Origin of the sequence: Metabacillus malikii, from assembly GCF_030813355.1 — a bacterium.
Lineage (GTDB): Bacteria > Bacillota > Bacilli > Bacillales > Bacillaceae > Metabacillus > Metabacillus malikii.
The window spans coordinates 1-22,816 of the sequence record NZ_JAUSUD010000041.1 but is presented as its reverse complement, the minus strand read 5'-3'; the positions used below and the strand labels follow the sequence as shown (position 1 = coordinate 22,816).

Below are 22,816 nucleotides of genomic sequence, written 5' to 3'. Positions count from 1 at the left end.
ACATTCCCAATTTATTCAAATAATTGATAGAACAATCAAAGTTTCAGAAAATCCGAGAAAAAAAAGCCGACTTTTTCAGTGGTCTCGGACGGTTCCTCTGCTTCATTTTTCTGCGAAAAAATGAAGCAAGAGAACCGTCCCCGCGCCTCCCCACTCTCAAAAATTTAAGGCAAAGAACACCATTCTATTCTAAATCGTCTCATGCTTGTCGTGGCTAATTAAGGCATTTGCACTTTGTTCTTTACACAAATCTTCAAAAAACGCCAAAGTCGTGCGTACATGAGGGAAGCAGAGGGACGGTTCCTCTGCTTCATTTTTTGCGAAAAAAAGAAGCAAGAACCGTCCCCGCGCTTCCCCATGCTTCCACCCTTGCTTCATTCATGAATAGCCTTTATAATATTTGTAAGTATATGTTCACCATCTTTTTGTTTGTGTAATACATACAAGTTTGTGATTATAAACAGGAAGTTGTACTGACATTATTACGCTATTATATTATTAATCTGGCAAAGGAGAACTTTCATGAAACGAAACAATGGAAACAGTTCATTTAAGGAAAGCGTCATTGCCCATTACAGCTTTGATGATTCGAACAATGTTGGAAAAGATCGTTCAGGAAACGGCTATGATGCCACGGCTGAGGGGATTACAAAACCTGTAGTAGAAACAGTTGGAGGCAGAAATGCAGTTACACTTGCCGGTGGTCAGAATGGCACGTCTTATTTAAAACTGCCATCAGGAATATTCAAAAATGTTGGCGACCATACAGGAATTACAATTAGTTCATGGGTATATTTAAGAAAAGGGACAAATGTTTGGGAAAGAATTTTCGATTTCGGAAAAGGTCCAACAGGCCCTTATCTCTTCTTATCGCGCAATCTACGCGGCGTCTGCTTTACAGATGCAGATATTGTTGCCGATGCCGGTAGAACATACGCAGCAGGTGAATGGTTCCATGTAGCAATGTCTGTAACAGGAACAGAAGGTGGTACATTAAGCAGTGCAGGACCTGTTATCTATGTAAATGGAGAAGTTGCTGCAGACGGTTCAATTAGCCAAACCTCTAGTGGTACGTATAAAAAGTTCCGGAGCTGGTTTGAATCATTTACGCATCAAGAAAATTATAGCAATAACTATATCGGAAAATCACAACACGAAGTTGATGCTGACTTTAACGGTTCACTAGCAGATTTCCGTGTTTATGAAGCAGGCTTAACACAGGATGAAGTAATCGAGGTTATGTGTGAATCATTAACAGATGCAGAAATCGTTGCACTTGCTAAAAATAAATATTTATCCTTCCCGATTACAATAGTTTCAAATGACGTTACACTTCCAAACTCACTTATGGGCGGTAAGGTTTCCGTATCATGGGAATCAAGCGACCCATCAGCACTATCAAACGATGGTATCGTTGGTAAAATCGAAACACCAAAAGGCGTAACCTTAACGGCAACATTAAGCAAGGGAAATGAAACAACTGAAAAAGCGTTCACTGTCTCAGTTCTTCCAAAAGGAGTACCTTCTCACCATTTAACAATTGACGGAAATGAAGAAGTGCTCGACATTAGTGACATCCTCTATGGATTATTCTATGAAGATATTAATAATGCAGCAGATGGTGGAATTTATGCCGAGCTAGTGCAAAACCGTTCATTTGAATCATTTGCATTTGATACGTACTCACATGCTTCCGGTGCTTGCGGCTGTTCAACAGGTAGAAACCATGAACCACTACATGCATGGTTTGGCGATGTAGAAAAAGTAACCGTTCACAATACCGGTGGATTGAATGAATTTTTCGGTATAACCGACAAAGACGTCAACTCACACTATATTACTGCACCCGACGGCAGCACGATAATAAATAAAGGATTTACAGATTCAAACGCTCATTGTGCAATGTCAATTAAGCAAGGTAACCGTTATGATTTTACGATTTGGGCAAAAGCTGAAGCTGCTGGAAGCATCACTATGCAGCTGCAAGACCAAGATGGAACACCAATAAGTAATCAAGTAACCGTTCAAATTGAAGGCGGTAACACATGGAAAAAATACGGTGTTGATACAAAGCTTGTCCTAACGGGAACAAAAACAGTACTCGGACAGCTTGCACTAACATTTAACGGAGATATTTCCATTGATATGGTTTCATTAATGCCACAGGATGTATGGGGTGCAAACGAAGAAGAGCGTTCAGAAACTGCTCATGCTAACTATAAAGGAAATCCAAACTACCGCTTAAGAAAAGATTTAGTGAATGCTTTAGTGGATTTACATCCGACCTTCTTACGTTTCCCTGGCGGATGTATTTCAGAAGGTTCATATATTTGGGAGAACGTTTATGAGTGGAAGGATTCTGTCGGTGAAGTTGAACTCCGTAAAGAAAACTTTAATGTATGGGGTTATATGATGACGATGGGACTAGGCTACATGGAATACTTCCAATTAGCAGAAGACCTAAATGCAACACCGCTCCCTGTTATGGCATGTGGCGTACTTTGCCAGGCGCGATCTGATTATGTCAACCCTGCAGGTGGAAAACTAAGAGATTTCTATGTTAAAAGCTTTACAGATTTAATCGATTTTGCGATTAGCACAGATTTTGAACAAAATGAATGGGCAGCCTTGCGTAAAAAAATGGGCCACGAAGCACCATTTGATCTCCACTACTTAGGTGTAGGTAATGAAAACTGGGGCACAGAGTTTTTCGCGAACTTTGAATACTTTAAGGCTGCAATCGATGAATATATGGACAAACATTATCCAGGATATGTCTTGCACATTATTTCAACAGTTGGAGCACAAGCTGATGATGACGCATATCAAGAAGGCTGGAAATTTTTAAGCGGGAATTTAAAAGGCTCGGAGAAGGTGAGCTTTACTGACGGAAAAAACGTAATTGAAGAAGATGTTACATGGTATGAAAAGCAACCAAATTACATGGACACAATTGCTGACGAGCATTATTATCGTTCAAATGAATATTTATTAAATAATGTTGACCGTTATAATTATTATTACAGAGCGTATCAACAGGACGGCAGCTTAGATGAAAAGGAAACATCAAAAGTCTTCGTCGGTGAATTCGCTTCAACAGATAAAAATACATTAGCGGGTGCTGTTGCAGAGGCAGCAATTATGACAGGATTTGAACGCAACTCCGATGTCGTGAGACTTGCTGCGTATGCACCATTATTCAACAAAGTGTTAACAGATGGAACGTACCGTTGGACACCTGACTTAATTTGGTTTGACGATGAAACCGTTTGGTATACACCAAACTACTATGTACAAAGCTTATTTGCTAAATACCTTGGAAAGAAAGTATTAGACACTTCTTTCTCAACTTACCGCAATGGCCATCTTACTGAACTTGCGCCACGTGGTGGTATCGAGATTGCTGCTGGTAATGCTGAAGTTCATGTAAAGCACGTAAAAGTAATTGACAATGCGACTGATAGCATTTTACTTGAGCAAGACTTCACGAAACAATTAAACGATGCATGGAACGTCATTCCTGGCTCGATTGGTTATACAATTGACAAAGAAAAAGGACTTGTTTTACAGGCGCAAAACGGCGGTCTAAACGGTCTGTACATCTTAAACGATAGCTGGACAAATTACCGTGTTGAAGTTGTAGCATCAAAAACATCTGGTGCAGACGGATTCTACGTTGGTGTTGGCTTAACAGATATCTCACCTGAGAAAAAAGATGTACATGAATACGCAGTAGGCTATAACGGCAACGCGACAGGTGTTAAAGTTTACAAAGAAGGCGTACAAGGCTATATGCTAGGTGACTACTCATCAAGTACCGCTGCAGGAAACCTCCGTTCAAGCTGTTATGAGGAATTAGCAGATAATACACCATACACAATTACTGTTAACTATGGTGGACAAACAGGTGACCGCCTCATTTGTTCTTATACAGATGGTGCGTTCACGAGTAAAGTATTAGAATATAAACTCGAAGCGTACAACCGAGAAATTTTCAATTCAGTTACGAAGGACGACAAACACATCTATGTAAAATTAGTGAATGCCGATCCATTTGAAAAAACAACGAGAATTTCTTTAAAAGATGTTTCAGTTTCAACAGAAGGTAAAATCATTACGGTTACTGGCGATGAGTCTATCGTCCATACACCGAACGTGAATAAAAAGAACGCTGAACAAGTAGTACCTTCTGAAACAGCGCTTAAACTTAATGACAATGATGCAGTCGTGACGTTAGCAGCTAACTCAGTGAATATACTTGTATTAGATTTACAATAAGGAAAAGGCAGAGGGTGACTCATTTTAGTGAATTGTCTCCTTAAACACAACATATAGTTTTAAAGCTTAAAATCTATATATCAGTGTGTTTGTTAGGAGCCAGCTTCATATCGAGTCACCCTTAATATTTAGGCTCTACTCTAAAAGATTGTGGCTTTTTGCACTAACCTTTTTAAGGGTTTGTTGGAGCTATGAGGCTCACCACCCACCCCGCTGCCCGTGAGTACTGCAAGAGGAGACAAAGCCTAAACGACAACTCAGTTAAAAGCAACAATATTTACGCAAACAGCCAATTTTCAAAATAGAAAGGATGAAAACAATTGCAACAAGCATATTTATTTGTCCATTTTCGTGAAAAATCAACTCCTGACGGTGAGCAAGTTCATTTTGGATTAAGTAAAGACGGCTATCATTGGGAAGAAGTAAATAACGGTAATCCAATTCTCTGGGCTTATTATGGTGATAAAGGTGTACGTGATTTTACAATTGTTCGTTCAGTTAAAGACAAAAAGTTTTACATATTTGCCACAGACTTAAGCCTCGCATACGGAATGCGAAATCAATACAACCATTCATGGGAAGAGATAGCTCGCAAAGGAAGCAAATGCTTTTCGGTTTGGGAATCAGAAAATCTTGTTGACTGGACTGAGCAGCGGCTTGTGAAAATAGGGAATGAGGATTTTGGCTGTATGTGGGCGCCAGATATTATTTTTGATAAAGAACACGATGATTATGTTATTCACTGGTCCTCTCCCCATAAACAAAATGACTTTGGTCAAAAAGGAATTTACTACAGCCGCACAAAGGATTTTGCTACCTTTTCAGAGCCTGAACTTTTATACAAAAAAGAGGACAGTGGCGTCATTGATTCCGCAATTTATGAAGAAGATGGACTTTATTATATGTTCATCAAAAGTGAAGGCAACCCGGAAAAAATTATCCTTATGAGATCAGAACATGTCGCAGGACCATACACAAAGATTGAAAACTTTGATAAAAGCATGGAAACACTGGAATCGGGTCTATATGAAGCACCAACAGCCGTCCGTTTAGAAAACGGAAAATGGAGCCTCTTCCTCGACTTTTACGGTGTACCAGGAGCGGGTCAAGGGTATGTTCCATTTATTGCAGATAGCCTGTCTGAAGGGAATTTCGTCCGTTCTGACCAAGCATTTTCATTCCCATATGGTTTTAAACATGGCACCATCCTAACAATTACACTGGAAGAATACGAGCGAATGAAAAAGCATAACTGGGGACAATAATTGGCAGGCTGTTAAGTATAATCGTTTCCTCCTTGTTAACGACATAAATCACAAATAACGAGAATGTATAATTTTGAAATATATATACATTTTAAACGGTAGGAAGATATTGTGGTTAGTTAATAAGGAGGAAATGTAGATGACAATAGAATATGTAGATGGGAAGAATCTTTCCGAGCATCATATCCCGCTTACCGCTGCAGAGTTAGGCTTTCTTTGGGGACAATATTTAAATGATTCATTAGCAACGTGCGTAATGAAATACTTTATCAAAACATGTGATGACAAAGAAATTTTACCGCTACTTGAAAGATCATTAAGTTTAGCGGAAAAAGACCTTGAGATTATTACGGCAATATTTAAAAATGAAGGTGTACCAATACCAACTGGATTTACGGAAGAGGATGTTAATGTTAATGCCCCAAAGTTATTTACAGATACGTTTATGCTAATTTATTTACATAAGCTTGAGATGATTGCGATGGCAAGTATCACAGTTGCGATTAGTGTCTCAGCACGGTCCGATGTCTGTCATTTCTTTAAGGATTTATTATATTCAGTCACAGAACTACTAGATGACGGCCGTAAAGTAATGTTAGATAAGGGTATATACACTCGCCCACCACGCATAAATATGCCTGATAAAGTTGACTTTGTTAATAAACAAAATTTCTTATTTGACTTTTTAGGTCGAGAAAAAAGACCGTTAACTGCGATCGAAATAACACATCTATTTATTAATGTCCAAACAAATGCCCTTGGGAAAGCAATGATGATGGCATTTGCACAAGTTTGTAAAAATGAGGATGTAAAGGAATATTTTCTTTCTGGTAAAGGAATTTCGACGAAACACCTTACTAAATTTAGTAAAATTTTAAGTGACGAAGACCTTCCAGCTCCGATGGCTTGGGATTCGCATATTACAGATAGCACTGTTGCTCCTTTTTCTGATAAATTAATGATGTTTCATACGACAGCGATGATTGCTGTTGGAATTGGAAATTACGGCACGGCAGCCGGGACATGTCATCGGATGGATTTAAGTGCAACTTATACTCGCCTTTCAGCAGAAATTGCCCTCTATGCTGAGGATGGAGCAAACATACTTATCAAGCATGGCTGGTTAGAAGAGCCACCACAAGCGGATAATAGACAGGAGCTTTCAAAGCAACAAAAATAAATAAATCCTACTTATACAAAAAAGTGAATTTAAAAACACTATTTTTATTTGAAAAAGCCGATTTTCTTTTACATTCAGTCTTTGAATAGGGGATAGGATATTCTTAATATACTCAAAAGCAGTATCCCTGATAGGTCGAAGCAGTAATAATGATAATGCTCACCCTCTCCATATTGAATGTCCCAAAGACTCAACTTTCCTACTTATCATAATCCAAAATATAACATTGTGAGTAAGTGAGTAAAGGCATTAAGAGTGGGTGAGATCACGTAGATTTCCCTTCAAAATTCTTCACTGTATTGATTAATTACTTAACACCCCAATAATTTTATCTTTATCCCGAATAATATGAAATGAGCGCTGTGACAATTTTACGATTGAAATTGATTTACATTTTAAAATAAATGTAATATGTTGCTATTGTATGAACAAATGGATGCTGCAAATATAATAAGATGTAAAGTGTCTTCAGCATGTGAATGGTTATTAATATTTACTAGTCATTCTAATTGATTTAATATAAAAAAAGCAATAATTCATAGATTCATAATGCCCGAGATAGATTATGAAATAAAGGAAGATAAACCATGATGAAATTCATAGAAAACATGTTAGAAAGCTCTAACATGAACCCAACCGTAGTAAATGTGTTATCAAATGTGTTAATGATTGTATTTATTGCGATAGTTGCGATTATCGCTAATTTTTTGACAAAGAAAATAGTAATCAAAATTATTTCTCAAATTGTTAGAAAAAATAAGTTTCAATGGGATGATATACTATTTGAAAGAAAGGTCTTCCACAGATTATCACATTTTGTGCCAGCCATCATTATCTACTCCTTTGCTGAAACATTCCCAGCATACGAGGATTGGATTCAAAAAGGTGCTGTGACGTACATTATCATTATTTCATTACTGATGATGAATAACGTCTTTAATGCGATTAATGATATATATCAAACTTATGATATTTCAAAAGTTAGGCCGATTAAAGGATATTTGCAGGTAATTGAAATTGTTGCGGTTACACTAGGGATAATCCTTATCATTGCGAACCTTATCGGTAAAAGTCCACTCCTGTTACTTAGTGGGATTGGAGCCCTCTCAGCAGTCTTTATGCTCGTCTTTAAAGATTCTTTACTAGGACTTGTTGCAGGCATCCAATTAACATCAAACGATATGGTTAGAGTGGGTGATTGGATTGAAATGCCGAAGTATGGAGCAGATGGAGATATTATTGACATTTCATTGAATACGGTAAAGGTCCAAAATTGGGATAAAACAATTGTCACAATACCAAGCTACGCGCTGATATCTGATTCGTTTAAAAACTGGAGAGGCATGCAAAACTCTGGTGGACGTCGGATTAAGCGTTCCGTGTTTATTGATAGCAGCAGTATATCGTTTTGTACAGCGGAAATGATGGAGAAGTTTAAATATATCCATTATCTCTCAGATTATATTGTTGAAAGAGAAAATGAAATAGCGGAATATAACCGTCGTAATGACGTGGATCGAAGTAATCGTGTCAATGGAAGGGCCCTCACAAATATTGGTGTCTTCCGCGCATACATTGACAATTATTTAAAACACCATCCTGGAATTAATCAGGATATGACTTTAATGGTAAGACAGTTAGCACCAACTGAACATGGATTACCGTTGGAAATTTATTGCTTTACAAATGATATTCGCTGGGCCGTATATGAGTCAATTCAAGGGGATATTTTCGATCATATCTTTGCGGTTGCACCAGAGTTCGGCCTTCAAATTTTCCAAAGTCCTTCAGGAAGTGATTTGAGAGCATTAATTGAAGAAACGAAAAAGGAAGAAGAGATGACAAGGGAATTAGGGCATTGATATCTAAAAAGACGGGGGAACCCGTCTTTTTGTATGCCAAATTTAATACCGGGAATAACCCTTTATGCTTCATTTTTTTGCGGCTGTATTGTCTTAATTTTTTTTATGAAAAAGTAGTGCTTATAAAGAGCCAAAGCAATTAAGATAATTTGTACAATAAGAATATCGACATATATAATAGAAAAAAGAATAAAGGTGTCTGCAATTACATTTATTCGTATTTTTTCCTTAAGAGTCATACCTCGCTTTTTCCGAAATCCTTCAACATATTTAATATATAATGGATTTCTTTTAAACCATGCCTCGACCCGTTTTGAACCTTTAGCAAAGAAGAATGATGCTAACAAGTAAAACGGTCCCCCTGGTAAGACAGGCAGTACGGTCCCGGCAATCCCAATCCCAAGTGAGATGACACCGAGTATGAAGAACAAGATATTTTTTATTTTCTTAATGGTCATCACCTTACTTTTTGTTGTGAATTTATAAATAAATGTATAAGAATACAACTTCTATTATAATATAGTTATCCGTCATCGATTCTTTAACTTTTTAACAATTGTGTGTGAAACGCATTTAGATTTTGTTTCTATTTGCTCTCTAAATTGTAGTACGGTTTACCGATAATAGCATTGAAAAAAGCGTTGAGAAATTGGAGGGGTCAACATGAAGTATAAAATTACGATTATGCTATCAATTCTACTTCTATTGTTTATTAGTGGGTGCAATAAGGAGAAGACAACAACAGAAGCTGAGTCAGATGATAAAACAGCTGTCAATGAGCATGAGGAAATTGAAGAAAAAACAACACCAAAACTTAATGGTTATGAAACGATAAAGCTTGAGCACCTTGATGATAAGAAAGAAGTAACGATTGAGTATCCAAAGTTTTCATATCGTCCACTTGATGAAATCCTGAAAAGTGAAAATGAAGCATTGTTCAATGCGCAACAATCTTCACTAGATGAAATGTATACTTCTGTTGAAGGACTTGGTGATTTAAAGTATTTTTTCACTAGGGAATTTAATAATCCTGTCATTACAGATGAATTTGTTTCTATCTACTTTGAGGATTATATATACATGGGCGGTGCACATGGAACGCCAGGGAGTAATGCAATTAACTATGATTTGAAAAATGAACGTCTCTTAACAATTCACGATGTATTGAAGAAGCATTCTACTAATCTTGAAGTAATAGCAGCATTAGTTGCCGATAAGCTAATTCATGATGAAAAATTTGCTGACTACCGTGATGAGCCTGTTTCCGAACAATATAAACAATCAGTGAAGGGGGAAACAATGCCGACAGAAGGGAATTTTTCAACTTTTACATTAACAAGTGATTCAATAATCTTTTATAACCAATACTATAGCATTTTTCCAAATGCAGCAGGAATCGTTGACATTGAAATAACGTGGGATGAAGTTCAAGCGTATATGAAAACAAATGATGAAAAGCTAGAAACTGAATCAGGTAATTCTTCAACAGTTTATGAGTTCGGCTCACCACTAAAGCCGATGCTGACAACAGCTTATACGAACAAAGAATATGGTTTTTCACTTAATCTTCCAAAAGCATGGAGAGGTCGTTATCACGTTAGAGTGGAAGAAAGCCCTACATCCTTTTCGAGTGATACATCTTCACCATCGATTATCTTCAGTATGGTAGAGAAAGGTAAGTATGTTGGGTCATTGTTTTCAATAAATGTACTTGAAGATGTTTCAGAGGAAGAGGTAAAAGCCTATTATCGTGGAGGATCTGGTTTTGAAGATTTCTTAGCAGCTGACAATGATGTTGTGCTCATTTATTCCCGCCCAGGTCAATTACCAGAGCAGTTATATGAAGAGCCATATATTGAATTAGGAAATCAATTCGCGAAAATGGTTGAAGAAGACATACCTCAAATTATCAAAACTGTAAGATTCAATTAGGGAAAAGGGTGGGAGACATAGAGTGCGTCCATTTATCGTGTCTACCCACTCTTAATCTTACATTACTATATTTATAATGTTATTATCTTTCATTTATAGTGCGCTAATAGTGCACGGACTCTTATCTCGATAACTATATCAAAATTACATACCTATTATTCTCCATTTGAATATATTGCCTGTCTCCAAAAAATAATGATAAATAACATCATTTTGAATGAAAGACATACTCATTAATAGGAGTAAACGTTTGGTTAATAGTGTGCCGGTTGTATTATAATAATAAAGTGCAATGAACGTAAATATAGGAAAGGGTGAATGATTATTGGCATCGCAGCACGGATTATAAAACATAAAAGGCTTGTAGTATTCTTGTTTGTCCTCATTGCGGTACTATCATCTGTGGCGCAATTTTTTGTGTCTGTTAATTATAATATGGTAGATTATTTACCTGATGATGCGCAATCAACACAAGCACTAGAAATAATGGAAACAGAATTTACAGGTTCTGTTCCGAATACACGAGTCATGATTCATGATGTGACAGTTCAAGAGGCTTTAAAATTTAAGGATGACTTAACCACTATCGAAGGCGTATCTGATGTGATATGGTTAGACGATATTATTGATTTGAAGACACCGTTAGAGATGGCGGATGCGGATATTGTAGATGATTACTATAAGGATAGCAAAGCACTTTTCTCGATTAGTATCGAAGCGGGTAAAGAGGTCGAGATTACGGATGAAATATATGACTTAATTGGTGAAGATGGTGCGATTGCTGGTGAAGCATTAAATACTGCTACTTCTCAAAAAATGGCAGGGAACGAATCACTTTATGCAGCCATGCTATTAGTCCCAATAATTATCATTATTCTAGTTTTATCAACAACGTCTTGGATTGAACCGTTATTTTTCTTAACAGCTATTGGTGTTTCCGTGATAATCAATTTAGGGACAAACATCTTCCTTGGAGAAGTATCCTTTATTACTCAGTCGGTCGCACCAATTTTACAGTTGGCTGTATCATTAGATTATGCAATCTTCCTGCTTCATAGTTTTTCAGATTATTTGAAGAAGACAAGTAATCCAGACGAAGCAATGCAACTTGCGATGAAAAAGTCATTTACGGCAATTACGGCAAGTGCAGCAACAACATTTTTTGGATTCACTGCGCTCATGCTAATGAACTTTCAAATCGGTGCAGACCTTGGATTAAATCTAGTAAAGGGAATACTCCTCAGCTTTATTAGTGTCATGGTCTTTTTACCAGCACTTACACTGCTACTTTATAAATGGATAGAGAAAACAAAACATAAAAACTTTGTCCCTAGCTTTAATGGGGTTGGCAAATGGTTAATGAAATTTAAAATACCTAGTATTGTCATCATTTTTATTCTGATTGTTCCAGCGTTTTTAGCCCAAAGCAATACAAACTTTATTTACGGTCTTGGTGAGCAGCCAGAAAATACTCGTGCTGGTAAAGATTTAATCTTGATACAAGAAGCATTTGGTGACTCAACACCAATTGTCCTACTAGTACCAAAAGGTGATGTTGCAAAAGAGACCGAGCTGGTCCAAGAATTAGAAGAGATTGATTATGTGACAAATGTTATTTCTTACGTCACTTCTGTTGGGGAAGTGATCCCACCTGAATATCTTGATGAATCGATTACAAATGAATTCTTTTCAGAGCATTATAGCCGGATAATTGTTAATACAAGTACGGGAGCTGAAGGTGAAGTGCCTTTCTCAATTGTAAAAAGGGTGCAGGAAACAGCTGACTCATTTTATGGTGACAAAGCGTTTAGTCTCGGGGAAAGTGTTACACTTTATGATATAAAAAACACGGTGACAAAAGATAATACTCTCGTAAATTTCTTAACAGTGATTACAGTTGCACTTGTTCTTATCGTGACGTTTAAGTCAATATCAATACCACTTATTTTACTTGTCACGATTCAATCAGCGGTATGGGTTAATTTAGCCGTCCCATACTTTACAGATTCCCCGTTGGCATTTGTTGGCTATCTTATTATAAGTACAGTACAACTGGCGGCTACTGTTGATTATGCAATTCTGTTAATGGAAGCTTATAATCATAACCGTAAAGAAATGACTGCGTTAACAGCAATTAAGAAAACATTAGATGAAAAGTTATTTTCGATTACGATATCAGCTTCGATTTTATCAAGTGTCGGGTTCATCTTATGGATTACATCTTCAAATCCAATGGTTTCGTCAATTGGCTTATTACTAGGAAGAGGAGCCTTACTAGCTTTCATTTTGGTTGTATTCTTCTTGCCAGCGTTGCTTGTTGTATTGGATAAATTCATACGAAAAACAACTTACAAAACAGATTATTATGAGGAGAAATGATCATGAGAAAGAAACAGTTATTGATTGTTCCTCTAGCATTTCTCTTGCTCACACCTTCAGTACTTGTTACCGCAGCACCAAATGAGTCAACAAGTACTGAATCAAGTGAAGGGGAACTATCATCAAAAGATGAAGTCGTGTATGCTACATTACATGCTAATGGAGAGCTAGATAATATATATGTTGTAAATAATTTAGAAGTGAAAAAGGCAGGCACGATTCTCGACTATGGCAACTATGATAGCTTGAAAAATTTAACAGACCTTTCTACGCTTGAACAACAAGGTGAAGCTGTTCAAATCGATGCACCTAAAGGGAAATTTTATTATCAAGGTAACATGGATGAAAAGAATGATCTACCGTGGGATATTTCGATTTCTTATTTGTTAGATGGTAAAGAAATAGCTCCAGAGGACTTAGCAGGCAAAGATGGACATTTTCAAATTAAGATTACAACAACAAAAAACGAAAACGCGAATCAAATCTTTTATGAAAACTATCTATTGCAAATATCATTAACGTTAGATTCAGAGCGATTTCTAAACATTCATGCTCAAGATGGTATGATTGCTAATGCAGGAAAAAATAAGCAAGTGACCTTTACAGTTATGCCTGAGACAGAAAAAGAGCTTAGTTTAAAAGCAGATGTAGCTAATTTTGAATTCCAGGGAATAGAGATTGCGGCTGTCCCATCATCAACACCGATCGATGCACCTAATATTGATGAGATGACAAAAGAAATGTCGACATTAACTAAGGCAATCAGTGAAGTGAACAATGGTGTTGGAAAATTAAAAACAGGTGTAGGCGATTTAAATACAGGTGTCGTTACTTTACGAGACGGATCCACACAATACAAAAATGGGCTCAATGAAATTAGCGGTGCATCGGCAGAGATAGTTACTGCATCACAATCTATTAACAAAGGCTTAACGGATATTAGTAACAACCTGAAAAATTCCGATGAAATAAATATAAGTGAGCTGCAAAATTTACCTAAAGGATTAACACAGATTGCTGATGGACTTACTGAAACTGTAAATGGATTATCTGCTTTAAGAAAGAACTATACGACCGCATTAAATGCATTAGACAAAGCAATGAAGGCGATTCCGGAGTACGAGATTTCAGAAGAGGAGCTTACAGGACTATATCAAAGTGGTGCTGATAAAGCAGTCCTCGATAAGTTAACGGCAACTTATAAAGCGGCATTGACGGCGAAAGGAACCTATACAAAAGTAAATGAAGGTTTCCAAGCGGTGGATACTACATTAAAGGAACTCAGTGTCCCATTAACAGAAATGGCTACATCACTTACATCAATTTCAAGTGGTCTCTCAACATCATTAGAATCGATGGATATTACGGAATCTCTCACAGCATTACAAGAAGGAATGACAACACTCTCTACTAATTATGAAAAGTTCCACACCGGCCTAGTAAGCTATACTGAAGGGGTTGGTCAACTTTCAACCTCCTATCAGGAACTGCATGCTGGTATTAATGAATTAGCAGGCGGGACAGGCGAATTAGCGAAGGGTGTAAGTGAACTTCATGACGGAACAAATGAATTGTATACTGAAACAAGCAATCTGCCTGATCAGATGCAAGAAGAAATCGACGCAATGCTAGATGATTTCGACAAGTCTGATTTTGAAGCTGTATCGTTTGTATCACCAAATAATGAAAACGTAAATTCTGTACAATTTGTGATTAAAACAGAAAGCATTAAACTAGAAGAACAAGAAACAAAAGAAGTAAAGGAAGAGAAAGAAAAGGGATTTTGGACACGGTTGTTTGATTTGTTTTCATAACAGGTAGGACCCAATAAATGGGTTCCTTTTTTTTTGTGAAAAATTTATTGAGTGCTACTAACTTAGGGTCTGACCCCTCAACTAGGGGTCAGACCCTTTGAACTAACATATTATTCGATATTATTTAACACAATCAGCTTGTCTCCTTCATCAATCACAAGTTTGCCTTTTAACGTCATGAATTCAACTTTGCCGCTCTTTTTCTTCAAACATAGAGGTATTCCATAAGAAGTCAATTTTTCTTTTTGAATTGATGTTTTTTCAGTGAAGCTGACTGTTTGGAATTGATAACCGATATTCACCTTCTTATTTAATTCGATAAAGGTTTCATTCTCACCAAATAAAATATTTGATTTTATCGAAGGTGGTAGCTTCGTATGTTCATCTTTGTTTACACCCGCAGGTAATATATATGTATGATGGTAGCCGAACTCAGGGATGAATGATTGACAAACTAACGCATTGTAGGCTGCATCGCCTGTTAATGTGAGAATGACCTCGTAAGGTGTCATATCAATATCAAAATGACTTTGTTCAGAGAGGATTTCTCCATTATAGGTAGAAATCCCAAGCATTTTAGCTTTATATAATCGGTCATTAGATGTATCTGTTATAAGGACGGGTGTACCGCTATTTTGCAGATAGTTGGCAAGTGCAATTGAAAAGCTGCTTGCTCCAACAATTAATACACCGGTAGATTCAGTATTAGCTAAACCGAGTTTCTTAGCAAATGGACCGATTGAAAATCCGTGCGCACAAACTGTAATAAATACTAATGCCAACGTAAGTGATGTTAATAACGAGGCATTAAAATAACCATCATTCATAAGCAGTTCAGCAAAATAACCAGAAACAGTTAATGCAACAATACCTCTAGGGGCTACCCAACTGACAAGTGCCCTCTCCTGAAAAGTAAGCTCAGTACCGATTGTTGAAAGCCATATTGACAAAGGTCTGACAAGGAATAGCATCACAACAACAAAACTGATAATCGGCCAAGTGAAAATTTCGTAAATCGTTTCCCTAGCTAATGATGCGGTAAGTAAAATAAATATCGTGGATGTTAACATCACTGAAATATTTTCCATAAAATGACCAATGCTGCTAATTGAATGAACATGTTTTTTTGTTCGAGCTAACGTTAATCCCATTACAGTAACTGCAAGCATACCTGTCTCATGCATAATCACTTCTCCTACTGAGAAAGTAAAGAGCACAAAACAGAAAACGATAGGAGACTTTAGATACTCAGGCAATAACCCTTTACTGATAAGCCAACTTACAAATAGTCCAATGACATATCCAACGATAACTGCTGAGAGAGAATCAATAAAAAAAGGGATGAAGTGTAATAGATGAAAGGCTTCATCAGATGTAATTTTAATAATTTCATAAGCGAATAAAGCTAATAACGGGCCAACTGGGTCAACGATAATTCCTTCCCATTTCAATACAGATGAAACCCGTGGCTTTAGTTTTGCTTGTCTCAGAAGTGGGATGATAACAGTAGGACCGGTTACAACAAACAAACCTCCGATAATAAAGGATACTTCGATTGTAAGACCTGCGATATAATGAGCAGCAAGAGCTCCGGCAATCCAAGCAATGAATGCCCCGAAAGTGACAACTCGAAAAACAGATTTTGAAATTCCTTTTAGTTCACGTATATCAAGGCTTGTACTTCCTTCGAATAAAATGATGGCTACTGCAAGGGAAATGATTGGACTATACAGATTGCCGAGTGCCTCTTGAGGATTAATCAATCCAAAAATCGGTCCAATTAACAATCCAGCTATTGACATAATGACAATTGACGGCCACTGAATACGCCATGCGAGCCATTGCGAGAAAACTCCGAGAGAAATGACGATAACAATACTAAATAAAGCAAGTTCTTGAATGATAATCACCTCATTTTCTTTCCGTCGTACATTTATCATAACAAAAGTGGATAAAAATAGCTTTTTATTCATATGTGTGTTTGGACTATTTATCATGTGTAGTTTTTATTAATGTATGACATTTTTAGCATACAACTTACCGAATGGGGTAATTTATAATTATTGAATTGATAATGGAGGTTAGGTGGTCTTGAGCATGAAATTATCTACTAGGCGTATACTATTTAAAATTGCCTTAGTTGTTTTACCATGGTTATCAGTGATTTTTCTTGGCAGAAACAATATAAGACGATACTCTTTTGCGGGGTTTGTCATCATCATTTTTGAAATCATTAATCACAAAATAGGCCAGAAGAAAAAATGGTGGACGTTCTATGGTAGAAAAAATAACTTTTTAATAAATGAACTGCCATTTAGTATTGGGCCATATATGCCTTTATCAATGTGGATTTTAAAATTTACATACGGTAACTTTAAGAAGTTTTTATTAGCGAATGTCCTATTTGATGGTGTTTTTGCCTTTGTCATCATGGATTTGCTAAAAAAGATAAAAATCATTCGTCTTAACAAGTTAAATAAGCTTCAGTTTTTCGTCTATATTTTTTATAAAGCGTTTATATTGTATGGAGCACAATGGTTTGCGGAAAATCGGAGATACTATTTTCGATTACTACGTTAAAGAATTCATTTAGATCGGTTTCGAAAATACAGGAGTTTGTGCATTACATTTTAGGGTTATCCGTATCTAAAATCACCTGAAAATGTATTAGAGAAGAAACAACACAACAACCTTACTGTTAATATTGTAACCCTTCAAGAATAAACGGTCCCCTGTAACGACTACATGGGGATGTTTTTATTTGTTCAAGTCAAAATAGTTGTAATCGATTATTACTGTACCTTACAGAGATTAGTAATAACTGTAAATTGGTGGAATTATGATTATTATTCTTTTATTACTCGATTTAGGGTCTTTACGAATTAATTGAGACTCAAAAAAACCAAAAACCCCCCTTAGATGAATGTTTTGATTCTAAAACGTGTAAACTTAGTTGTGATTAGTCAAAAAAACGATAACGAATGAGGGTGTACACATGTATGCGAATCGACTAAAGGAGTTACGCATCGCACATGGCTATACGATGGAAGAAGTAGGGAAAAGGGTTGGGTTAAAGAAATCAAGCTATGCTTCCTATGAATCAAGATACCGCCAGCCTCCATTAGAAAAACTAAAAGGTTTCTCTCAACTATACGGTGTATCAGTAGATTACATACTTGGCCTTTCTAATGAACGAAATAATGAGGAATTTATTAGAATGAAGTTGAAGGAACTATGCTTAAAAAGAGGACTTGATTGGGAAAGCTTAGACATTCCTGAAGATTTGTTTTTAATCCTAGAAAGTATTCTCGACCGTGCAGTGCATAATAATAAACAGAATACACAAACAGTATAAGTTCATTTAGAAGGAATCCGCCTAGGGGTCCTTTTTTTGTTGTCTTATTTCCTCTCAAACAATAGATTTAGATTTTGTATGATTCATTAGAATTCTGACATACTAAACGACATAGTTCGCTTTAAGTGAACTAACATTAATTTTACAGCAGCAGTAGAGTTCGTAATTAATAATGAAGTGATAAAAGCTATACAAGCTGTGAAAAGGAGGAGACGGTGAATTGTTCCTTTTTAAGCAAAAAAATACGAAAAAGAAACAGCCTAAATCATCCGTTCTTCAGCCATCAAGTGTTGTGATGGAAGAAATACGTCATATGGAAACAAGTCAGCAGCAACAGGAAACAGTTCGGAAAATATGTGATATTTTTGGAGAAGACAATGATTTTACACAACGTGGTTTCATTGTATCAAATGATATTCCAGCAAATGTATTTTATTTAAATAGCATTTCGGATAAAGAGACGATTAGCAAAGAAATTATTAAGCCGCTTACAGAGAGTAACCTGATTATTGTAGAAGTGGAAGCAGCGATGGAGCGAGTTTGTAAAAATATTTTGTTTCATGCAGATGTGAAAACCGAAACGAAGCTAACGAGAATAGTAGAGGGGCTATTGCGTGGGCAAACTGTATTATTAGTAGAAGGGATTAAAGCTGCTTTTTTAATCGATACATATAAAGGTGAAAAGCGCAGTATTTCTCAACCGGAAACTGAACAAGTAATCCGTGGTTCAAGAGAAGGCTTTATAGAAAATATTCAAAGTAACACTGCTTTATTGCGGGCAAAATTGCCGATCCCGGATTTAAGGGTGAAGTCTGTAACACTTGGGACCTTGACACAAACAAATGTAGCATATTGTTATATCGATGGAATTGTAAATGAAGCACTTGTGAAAGACGTAGAGGAAAGGTTAGCGAACATTGATGTCGACCGGATCATTGATGCAGGTTATGTTGAACAGTTTATCCAAGACAATCCCCGTTCTCCATTTCCACAAGTGAAAAGCACAGAAAGACCTGATGTTGTTGTCGGAAATTTAGTTGAAGGAAGAGTAAGTATTTTAGTCGATGGTTCTCCCTTTGCTTTAATCGTACCTGCAACATTTGCACAGTTTTATCAAACGAGTGAAGATTATAATGAGCGTTTTATTATGGTAAGCATGGTCCGAATTATCCGTGTTTTTGCCTTATTATTCTCATTAATTATGCCATCATTATATGTAGCCATTTTATCTTATCATCCAGAGCTTATCCCGACTTCCTTTGCAGTAGCGATTACGAGTGGGAGAGCGGGGGTTCCGTTCCCAGCTGTTATCGAAGTGTTTCTTATGGAAGCAGCAATGGAAATATTGCGAGAAGCGACAGTAAGGATGCCAAAGCAAGTAGGTGGGGCATTGTCGATTGTCGGTGTGCTTGTTATTGGTCAAGCAGCCGTTTCAGCAGGATTTGTGAGCCCAATTACGGTAGTAGTCATTGCACTCACAACGATTGGGTCATTTGCGACACCTGCGTATAATATGGCAATTGGTTTTCGGATGATGAGGTTTCCACTACTAATTATGACAGGACTATTAGGCTTTTACGGTCTAGTATTAGGTCTACTTTTCGTAAACAATCATGTTCTTTCGTTAAGGTCATTCGGTGTTCCGTATTTTAGCCCAATGGCACCATTAAATGTTGCTGGATTAAAGGATACAATCATCCGTGCTCCATTAAACTGGCTGCTAGATAGACCTGAGGAGCTTCATACAAGAAATAAAAGGAGAATTAATCCAAATGATTTGGGACCTTCAAATGCCCTATCACCAGAAAACATAAAGCAGTCTAGAGGAGGTCAAAAAGATAATGAATGAACCTAGACAAATTACGACCTTCCAGACCGCGGCGATCGTCATTAACAGTACAATTGGAATTAGCCTGCTGGCATTGCCACGTATTGCGAGTGAGAAAACTGGAACAGGTAGCCTTATCGTTGTACTTATGGCTATTTTGTATCTTCTAATAAGTGTGCTGATCCTAGCTAATTTATCAAGAAGATTTCCAGGAGAAAATTTTTTAACCTATAGTAAATTGCTTGTAGGAAAGCATATAAGCAGAGTAATGCTCTTTTTCTTTATCTGCATTTTCTTTATTAACACATCAATTGTCCTAAGAGAATTTGGTGAAGTGATGAGAACGACACTTATGCAAGAAACGCCAATTTCTGTCACGCTTCTATTCATGCTTTATGTCATCGCTATGTCTGCGAGAAATAATATCACGACCATTTCATTTATGCACACGTATTATTTACCGTTTATTATTGGGCCATTAATTATATTAGTTATTATTGCTTATCGTGATATTGAGTGGATACACGTCAAACCATTGCTCGGAAATGATACAACGTTTATGGACTTTTTATCAGGTAGTGTCACGATATTTGGTCTTCCGTTTATCCAAATCGGGATGTTTATTATTGTGATTATTGCCCCGCATATGCTCAAGCCATCTAAAAGTCTTAAAGGGGCACTATGGGGAGCAGTCATTTCAGGCATGATGATAGTACTTGCGACTTTTATTACGTTAGCGGTGTTCGGTGCTGAGGAGATGAAAAAGTCACTATGGCCAGTTCTCGTGTTAACGAGAATGACAGAGTTACCGAGTTCGATATTAGAGAGGCTAGATATTGTCTTTCTTGTTGTCTGGATTATTTCCGCCTTTACAACTCTTTTATCTGGATACTTAATTACCATTGAATTAAGCAGTCAGTTGTTCAATTTCCGTAGCCATCGCAGTATCGCTCTATTAGCGATACCGGTCGTATATGTTCTTTCCATCATTCCAAAAAATATCATTCACTTATCTGAGATAATGGTGAACTTTGCAAAATGGAGCATCGTTCTAACTGTTGGCTACCCGCTATTTCTATCGCTTATTGCACTATGGAGAAAGAAGGGAGACGACGTACGTGAATAAATGGTTACTATTTATTATCTGTAGCATGTTTTTTTTAACTGGCTGCTGGGATCGGAAAGAAATTGAAGAACGGGCAACGATTTTAGGATTGGCTATTGATATAGCAGAGGACGAAGAAGAACAATCAAGTATTACACATCCTGATGATATCCAAATCCCAACATCTAATATTGGTAATATAAAAGTAACAGCGCAGCTTGCCGTTCCGGGGCAAATTCCATTAGGGCCATCACAAGGTGAGAGTGGCAGCTCTTCACAGGATAAGGTGTGGGTTGTAGAGGGAGTAGGACATACGATGGATGATGCAATTCAAGCTCTCCAACAACAATTAGCACATAAAGTGTTTTTTGGTCAGCTGCAAGTAGTTATTTTATCAGAAAATGTAGCTGAGAAAGGGATTAATCATATTAATGAATTTTTAAGAAGACGTCCGGAAATTCGTAGAACAGCATGGATGGCTGTCAATGAGAATAATGCAGCCAAAACGATGCGAGCGGCACCGAAACTAGAACGTATCCCAGCGATTTACTTATCAACAGTCTTTGAGGAAGCGGTCAGAATGGGAAAATTACCGAACTGTGATTTAGGTACTTTTTGGGTAGGGACATCTAATATAGGGCAAGATGGTTTTTTACCTTATATTACAGTAAAAAGTAAGGAGAACATTGAAATAAGCGGACTTGCCTTTTTCAGTAATAGTAAAATGGCTGGAAAAACACAGCCATATCAAATTGCTTACGCAAACGAATTAATAGGGAATAATCCAGGGGGTGCTGTTGGATTAATTAAGCTCGATGAAGAGAAAGCAATTATGTTTCAATCAACAAACCGTTCAGCAAAATATGAGGTGTCTTTAAAAAATGGCCGTCCAGAGTTTAATGTAAACGTTAGAATTAAAGGAATCATCCGTGAGAAAAATACAAATAAGCTGAAAATAGATGATGAAAAAACATTAGCGCATATTGAAAAGGTTGCGACTGCCCAGTTAGAAAAAGAATATAGACGCCTTATAGAGGAAACAAAGGAAAAGCGTTCGGATATTTTTGGCTTTGGTGAGTATGTTAGAGGAGAGTTACCTGCCTACTGGGATCAAGAGATAAAAACAACTGCAAAGTGGAAGGAGCTTTATAAAGATTTGAAGGTACATGTAAAAGCAAATGTTAAAATTGAAGGTGTTGGATTAAAGGCCTCCTAATATAGGAGGCTCTAAACTGTGATATGCCGTAATGTATAAACTAAACGGAAAATACCATGCTTTTATATTGAATAATATTTTCTTTGAATAACTTTTTAAGTTACTTAGTATTAAGGATAATAGTTATTTAATTTTAGGATGTGTATAATATTAATTGATATAACAATAGCGATTATCATATTGTTTAATAAAATATAATAGAGGGATAATATTGAAAAAAAAATTCACAACGAGAGTTTTCATACAATTAGTCTTGGTGATTATATCCATCGCATTACCTGTATTATTACGATTAGTATTCAATGGCCCTCCCGAAGTTCTAAATATAATATATCTAGGGACATTAATTCTTCTTTCCATTATACCGAGATGGTATATATATTGGATAATGCTTGTTGTTTCATGGTTCGTGATTTACTTCACTGAGACCTACTCAACAATGCCAGTACCTCCGAGTACGATTGCATTTTCAAATGTCATACCAAGTGGAATATTATTATTTTTTGTTACTTGAATCAATTTCATAATTCATTATTTTAAAGAAACACAGAACCACAGAATATTAGCTACTTAAATTTTTTTTAGTTGATGCCTGTTGAATA

General features: G+C 36.7%; 14 protein-coding genes. 12 read left to right on the top strand and 2 right to left on the bottom strand.

Annotated elements, in window-relative coordinates; all coding sequences use genetic code 11:
* Positions 1–522: 522 nt before the first annotated feature.
* From J2S19_RS22610 to J2S19_RS22595, 4 genes are all read left to right on the top strand, one after another.
* Positions 523–4,278 (top strand): alpha-L-arabinofuranosidase family protein, encoded by a 3,756-nt coding sequence (locus tag J2S19_RS22610; protein ID WP_307346858.1) that lies wholly within the window; start codon positions 523–525, stop codon positions 4,276–4,278.
* 320 nt (positions 4,279–4,598) lie between these two features.
* The gene (locus J2S19_RS22605; RefSeq protein WP_307346854.1) at positions 4,599–5,543 is read left to right on the top strand and encodes a glycoside hydrolase family 43 protein; all 945 of its coding nucleotides are present in this window, start codon (positions 4,599–4,601) and stop codon (positions 5,541–5,543) included.
* 139 nt (positions 5,544–5,682) lie between these two features.
* Positions 5,683–6,723 (top strand): DUF3231 family protein, encoded by a 1,041-nt coding sequence (locus J2S19_RS22600; RefSeq protein WP_307346852.1) that lies wholly within the window; start codon positions 5,683–5,685, stop codon positions 6,721–6,723.
* Positions 6,724–7,313: 590 nt separating this feature from the next.
* Complete coding sequence (locus J2S19_RS22595; protein ID WP_307346862.1) at positions 7,314–8,585, top strand: mechanosensitive ion channel family protein; 1,272 nt, start codon at positions 7,314–7,316, stop codon at positions 8,583–8,585.
* Positions 8,586–8,647: 62 nt separating this feature from the next.
* Here the strand turns inward: J2S19_RS22595 and J2S19_RS22590 are convergent, their stop codons facing one another.
* Positions 8,648–9,043: a YbaN family protein gene (locus tag J2S19_RS22590; RefSeq protein WP_307346850.1), complete on the bottom strand. Its 396-nt coding sequence runs from the start codon at positions 9,041–9,043 to the stop codon at positions 8,648–8,650.
* Between the two features lie 205 nt (positions 9,044–9,248).
* On the opposite strand from J2S19_RS22590, the gene J2S19_RS22585 reads away from it, so the two are divergent.
* From J2S19_RS22585 to J2S19_RS22575, 3 genes are all read left to right on the top strand, one after another.
* Positions 9,249–10,517 (top strand): DUF3298 and DUF4163 domain-containing protein, encoded by a 1,269-nt coding sequence (locus J2S19_RS22585; RefSeq protein ID WP_307346848.1) that lies wholly within the window; start codon positions 9,249–9,251, stop codon positions 10,515–10,517.
* Positions 10,518–10,835: 318 nt separating this feature from the next.
* Entirely contained in the window at positions 10,836–12,896 is a 2,061-nt protein-coding gene (locus J2S19_RS22580) for an efflux RND transporter permease subunit (protein WP_307346845.1), read from the top strand.
* Positions 12,897–12,898: 2 nt separating this feature from the next.
* A complete protein-coding gene (locus J2S19_RS22575) occupies positions 12,899–14,710 on the top strand; it encodes a YhgE/Pip domain-containing protein (RefSeq protein ID WP_307346843.1) in 1,812 nt (603 codons plus the stop codon).
* A gap of 110 nt (positions 14,711–14,820) precedes the next feature.
* Here J2S19_RS22575 and J2S19_RS22570 read toward each other — a convergent pair whose 3' ends face one another.
* A complete protein-coding gene (locus J2S19_RS22570; RefSeq protein WP_307346860.1) occupies positions 14,821–16,611 on the bottom strand; it encodes a cation:proton antiporter in 1,791 nt (596 codons plus the stop codon).
* A 196-nt stretch (positions 16,612–16,807) separates the two neighbouring features.
* Between J2S19_RS22570 and J2S19_RS22565 the strand changes: the two genes are divergently transcribed.
* The 5 genes from J2S19_RS22565 to J2S19_RS22545 all read left to right on the top strand — a co-directional run bounded on the left by J2S19_RS22565 (position 16,808) and on the right by J2S19_RS22545 (position 22,214).
* A complete protein-coding gene (locus J2S19_RS22565) occupies positions 16,808–17,290 on the top strand; it encodes a hypothetical protein (RefSeq protein WP_307346840.1) in 483 nt (160 codons plus the stop codon).
* A 415-nt stretch (positions 17,291–17,705) separates the two neighbouring features.
* The gene (locus J2S19_RS22560; RefSeq protein ID WP_307346837.1) at positions 17,706–18,065 is read left to right on the top strand and encodes a helix-turn-helix domain-containing protein; all 360 of its coding nucleotides are present in this window, start codon (positions 17,706–17,708) and stop codon (positions 18,063–18,065) included.
* A gap of 220 nt (positions 18,066–18,285) precedes the next feature.
* The gene (locus J2S19_RS22555; protein ID WP_307346834.1) at positions 18,286–19,914 is read left to right on the top strand and encodes a spore germination protein; all 1,629 of its coding nucleotides are present in this window, start codon (positions 18,286–18,288) and stop codon (positions 19,912–19,914) included.
* Positions 19,907–21,019, top strand: a complete 1,113-nt coding sequence (locus tag J2S19_RS22550; RefSeq protein WP_307346832.1) for a GerAB/ArcD/ProY family transporter — start codon at positions 19,907–19,909, stop codon at positions 21,017–21,019. The genes J2S19_RS22555 and J2S19_RS22550 overlap by 8 nt, the downstream gene beginning before the upstream one ends.
* Positions 21,012–22,214, top strand: coding sequence for a Ger(x)C family spore germination protein (locus J2S19_RS22545; RefSeq protein WP_307346828.1), 1,203 nt, complete (start codon positions 21,012–21,014; stop codon positions 22,212–22,214). Before J2S19_RS22550 ends, J2S19_RS22545 begins: the two co-directional genes overlap by 8 nt.
* Positions 22,215–22,816: the final 602 nt, after the last annotated feature.

Coding starts and splice junctions, on each gene's coding strand:
- J2S19_RS22610 (WP_307346858.1), top strand. CDS start 523: ATGAAACGAAACAATGGAAACAGTTCATTTAAGGAAAGCGTCATTGCC.
- J2S19_RS22600 (WP_307346852.1), top strand. CDS start 5,683: ATGACAATAGAATATGTAGATGGGAAGAATCTTTCCGAGCATCATATC.
- J2S19_RS22595 (WP_307346862.1), top strand. CDS start 7,314: ATGAAATTCATAGAAAACATGTTAGAAAGCTCTAACATGAACCCAACC.
- J2S19_RS22590 (WP_307346850.1), bottom strand. CDS start 9,043: ATGACCATTAAGAAAATAAAAAATATCTTGTTCTTCATACTCGGTGTC.
- J2S19_RS22585 (WP_307346848.1), top strand. CDS start 9,249: ATGAAGTATAAAATTACGATTATGCTATCAATTCTACTTCTATTGTTT.
- J2S19_RS22580 (WP_307346845.1), top strand. CDS start 10,836: ATGATTATTGGCATCGCAGCACGGATTATAAAACATAAAAGGCTTGTA.
- J2S19_RS22575 (WP_307346843.1), top strand. CDS start 12,899: ATGAGAAAGAAACAGTTATTGATTGTTCCTCTAGCATTTCTCTTGCTC.
- J2S19_RS22565 (WP_307346840.1), top strand. CDS start 16,808: ATGAAATTATCTACTAGGCGTATACTATTTAAAATTGCCTTAGTTGTT.
- J2S19_RS22560 (WP_307346837.1), top strand. CDS start 17,706: ATGTATGCGAATCGACTAAAGGAGTTACGCATCGCACATGGCTATACG.
- J2S19_RS22550 (WP_307346832.1), top strand. CDS start 19,907: ATGAATGAACCTAGACAAATTACGACCTTCCAGACCGCGGCGATCGTC.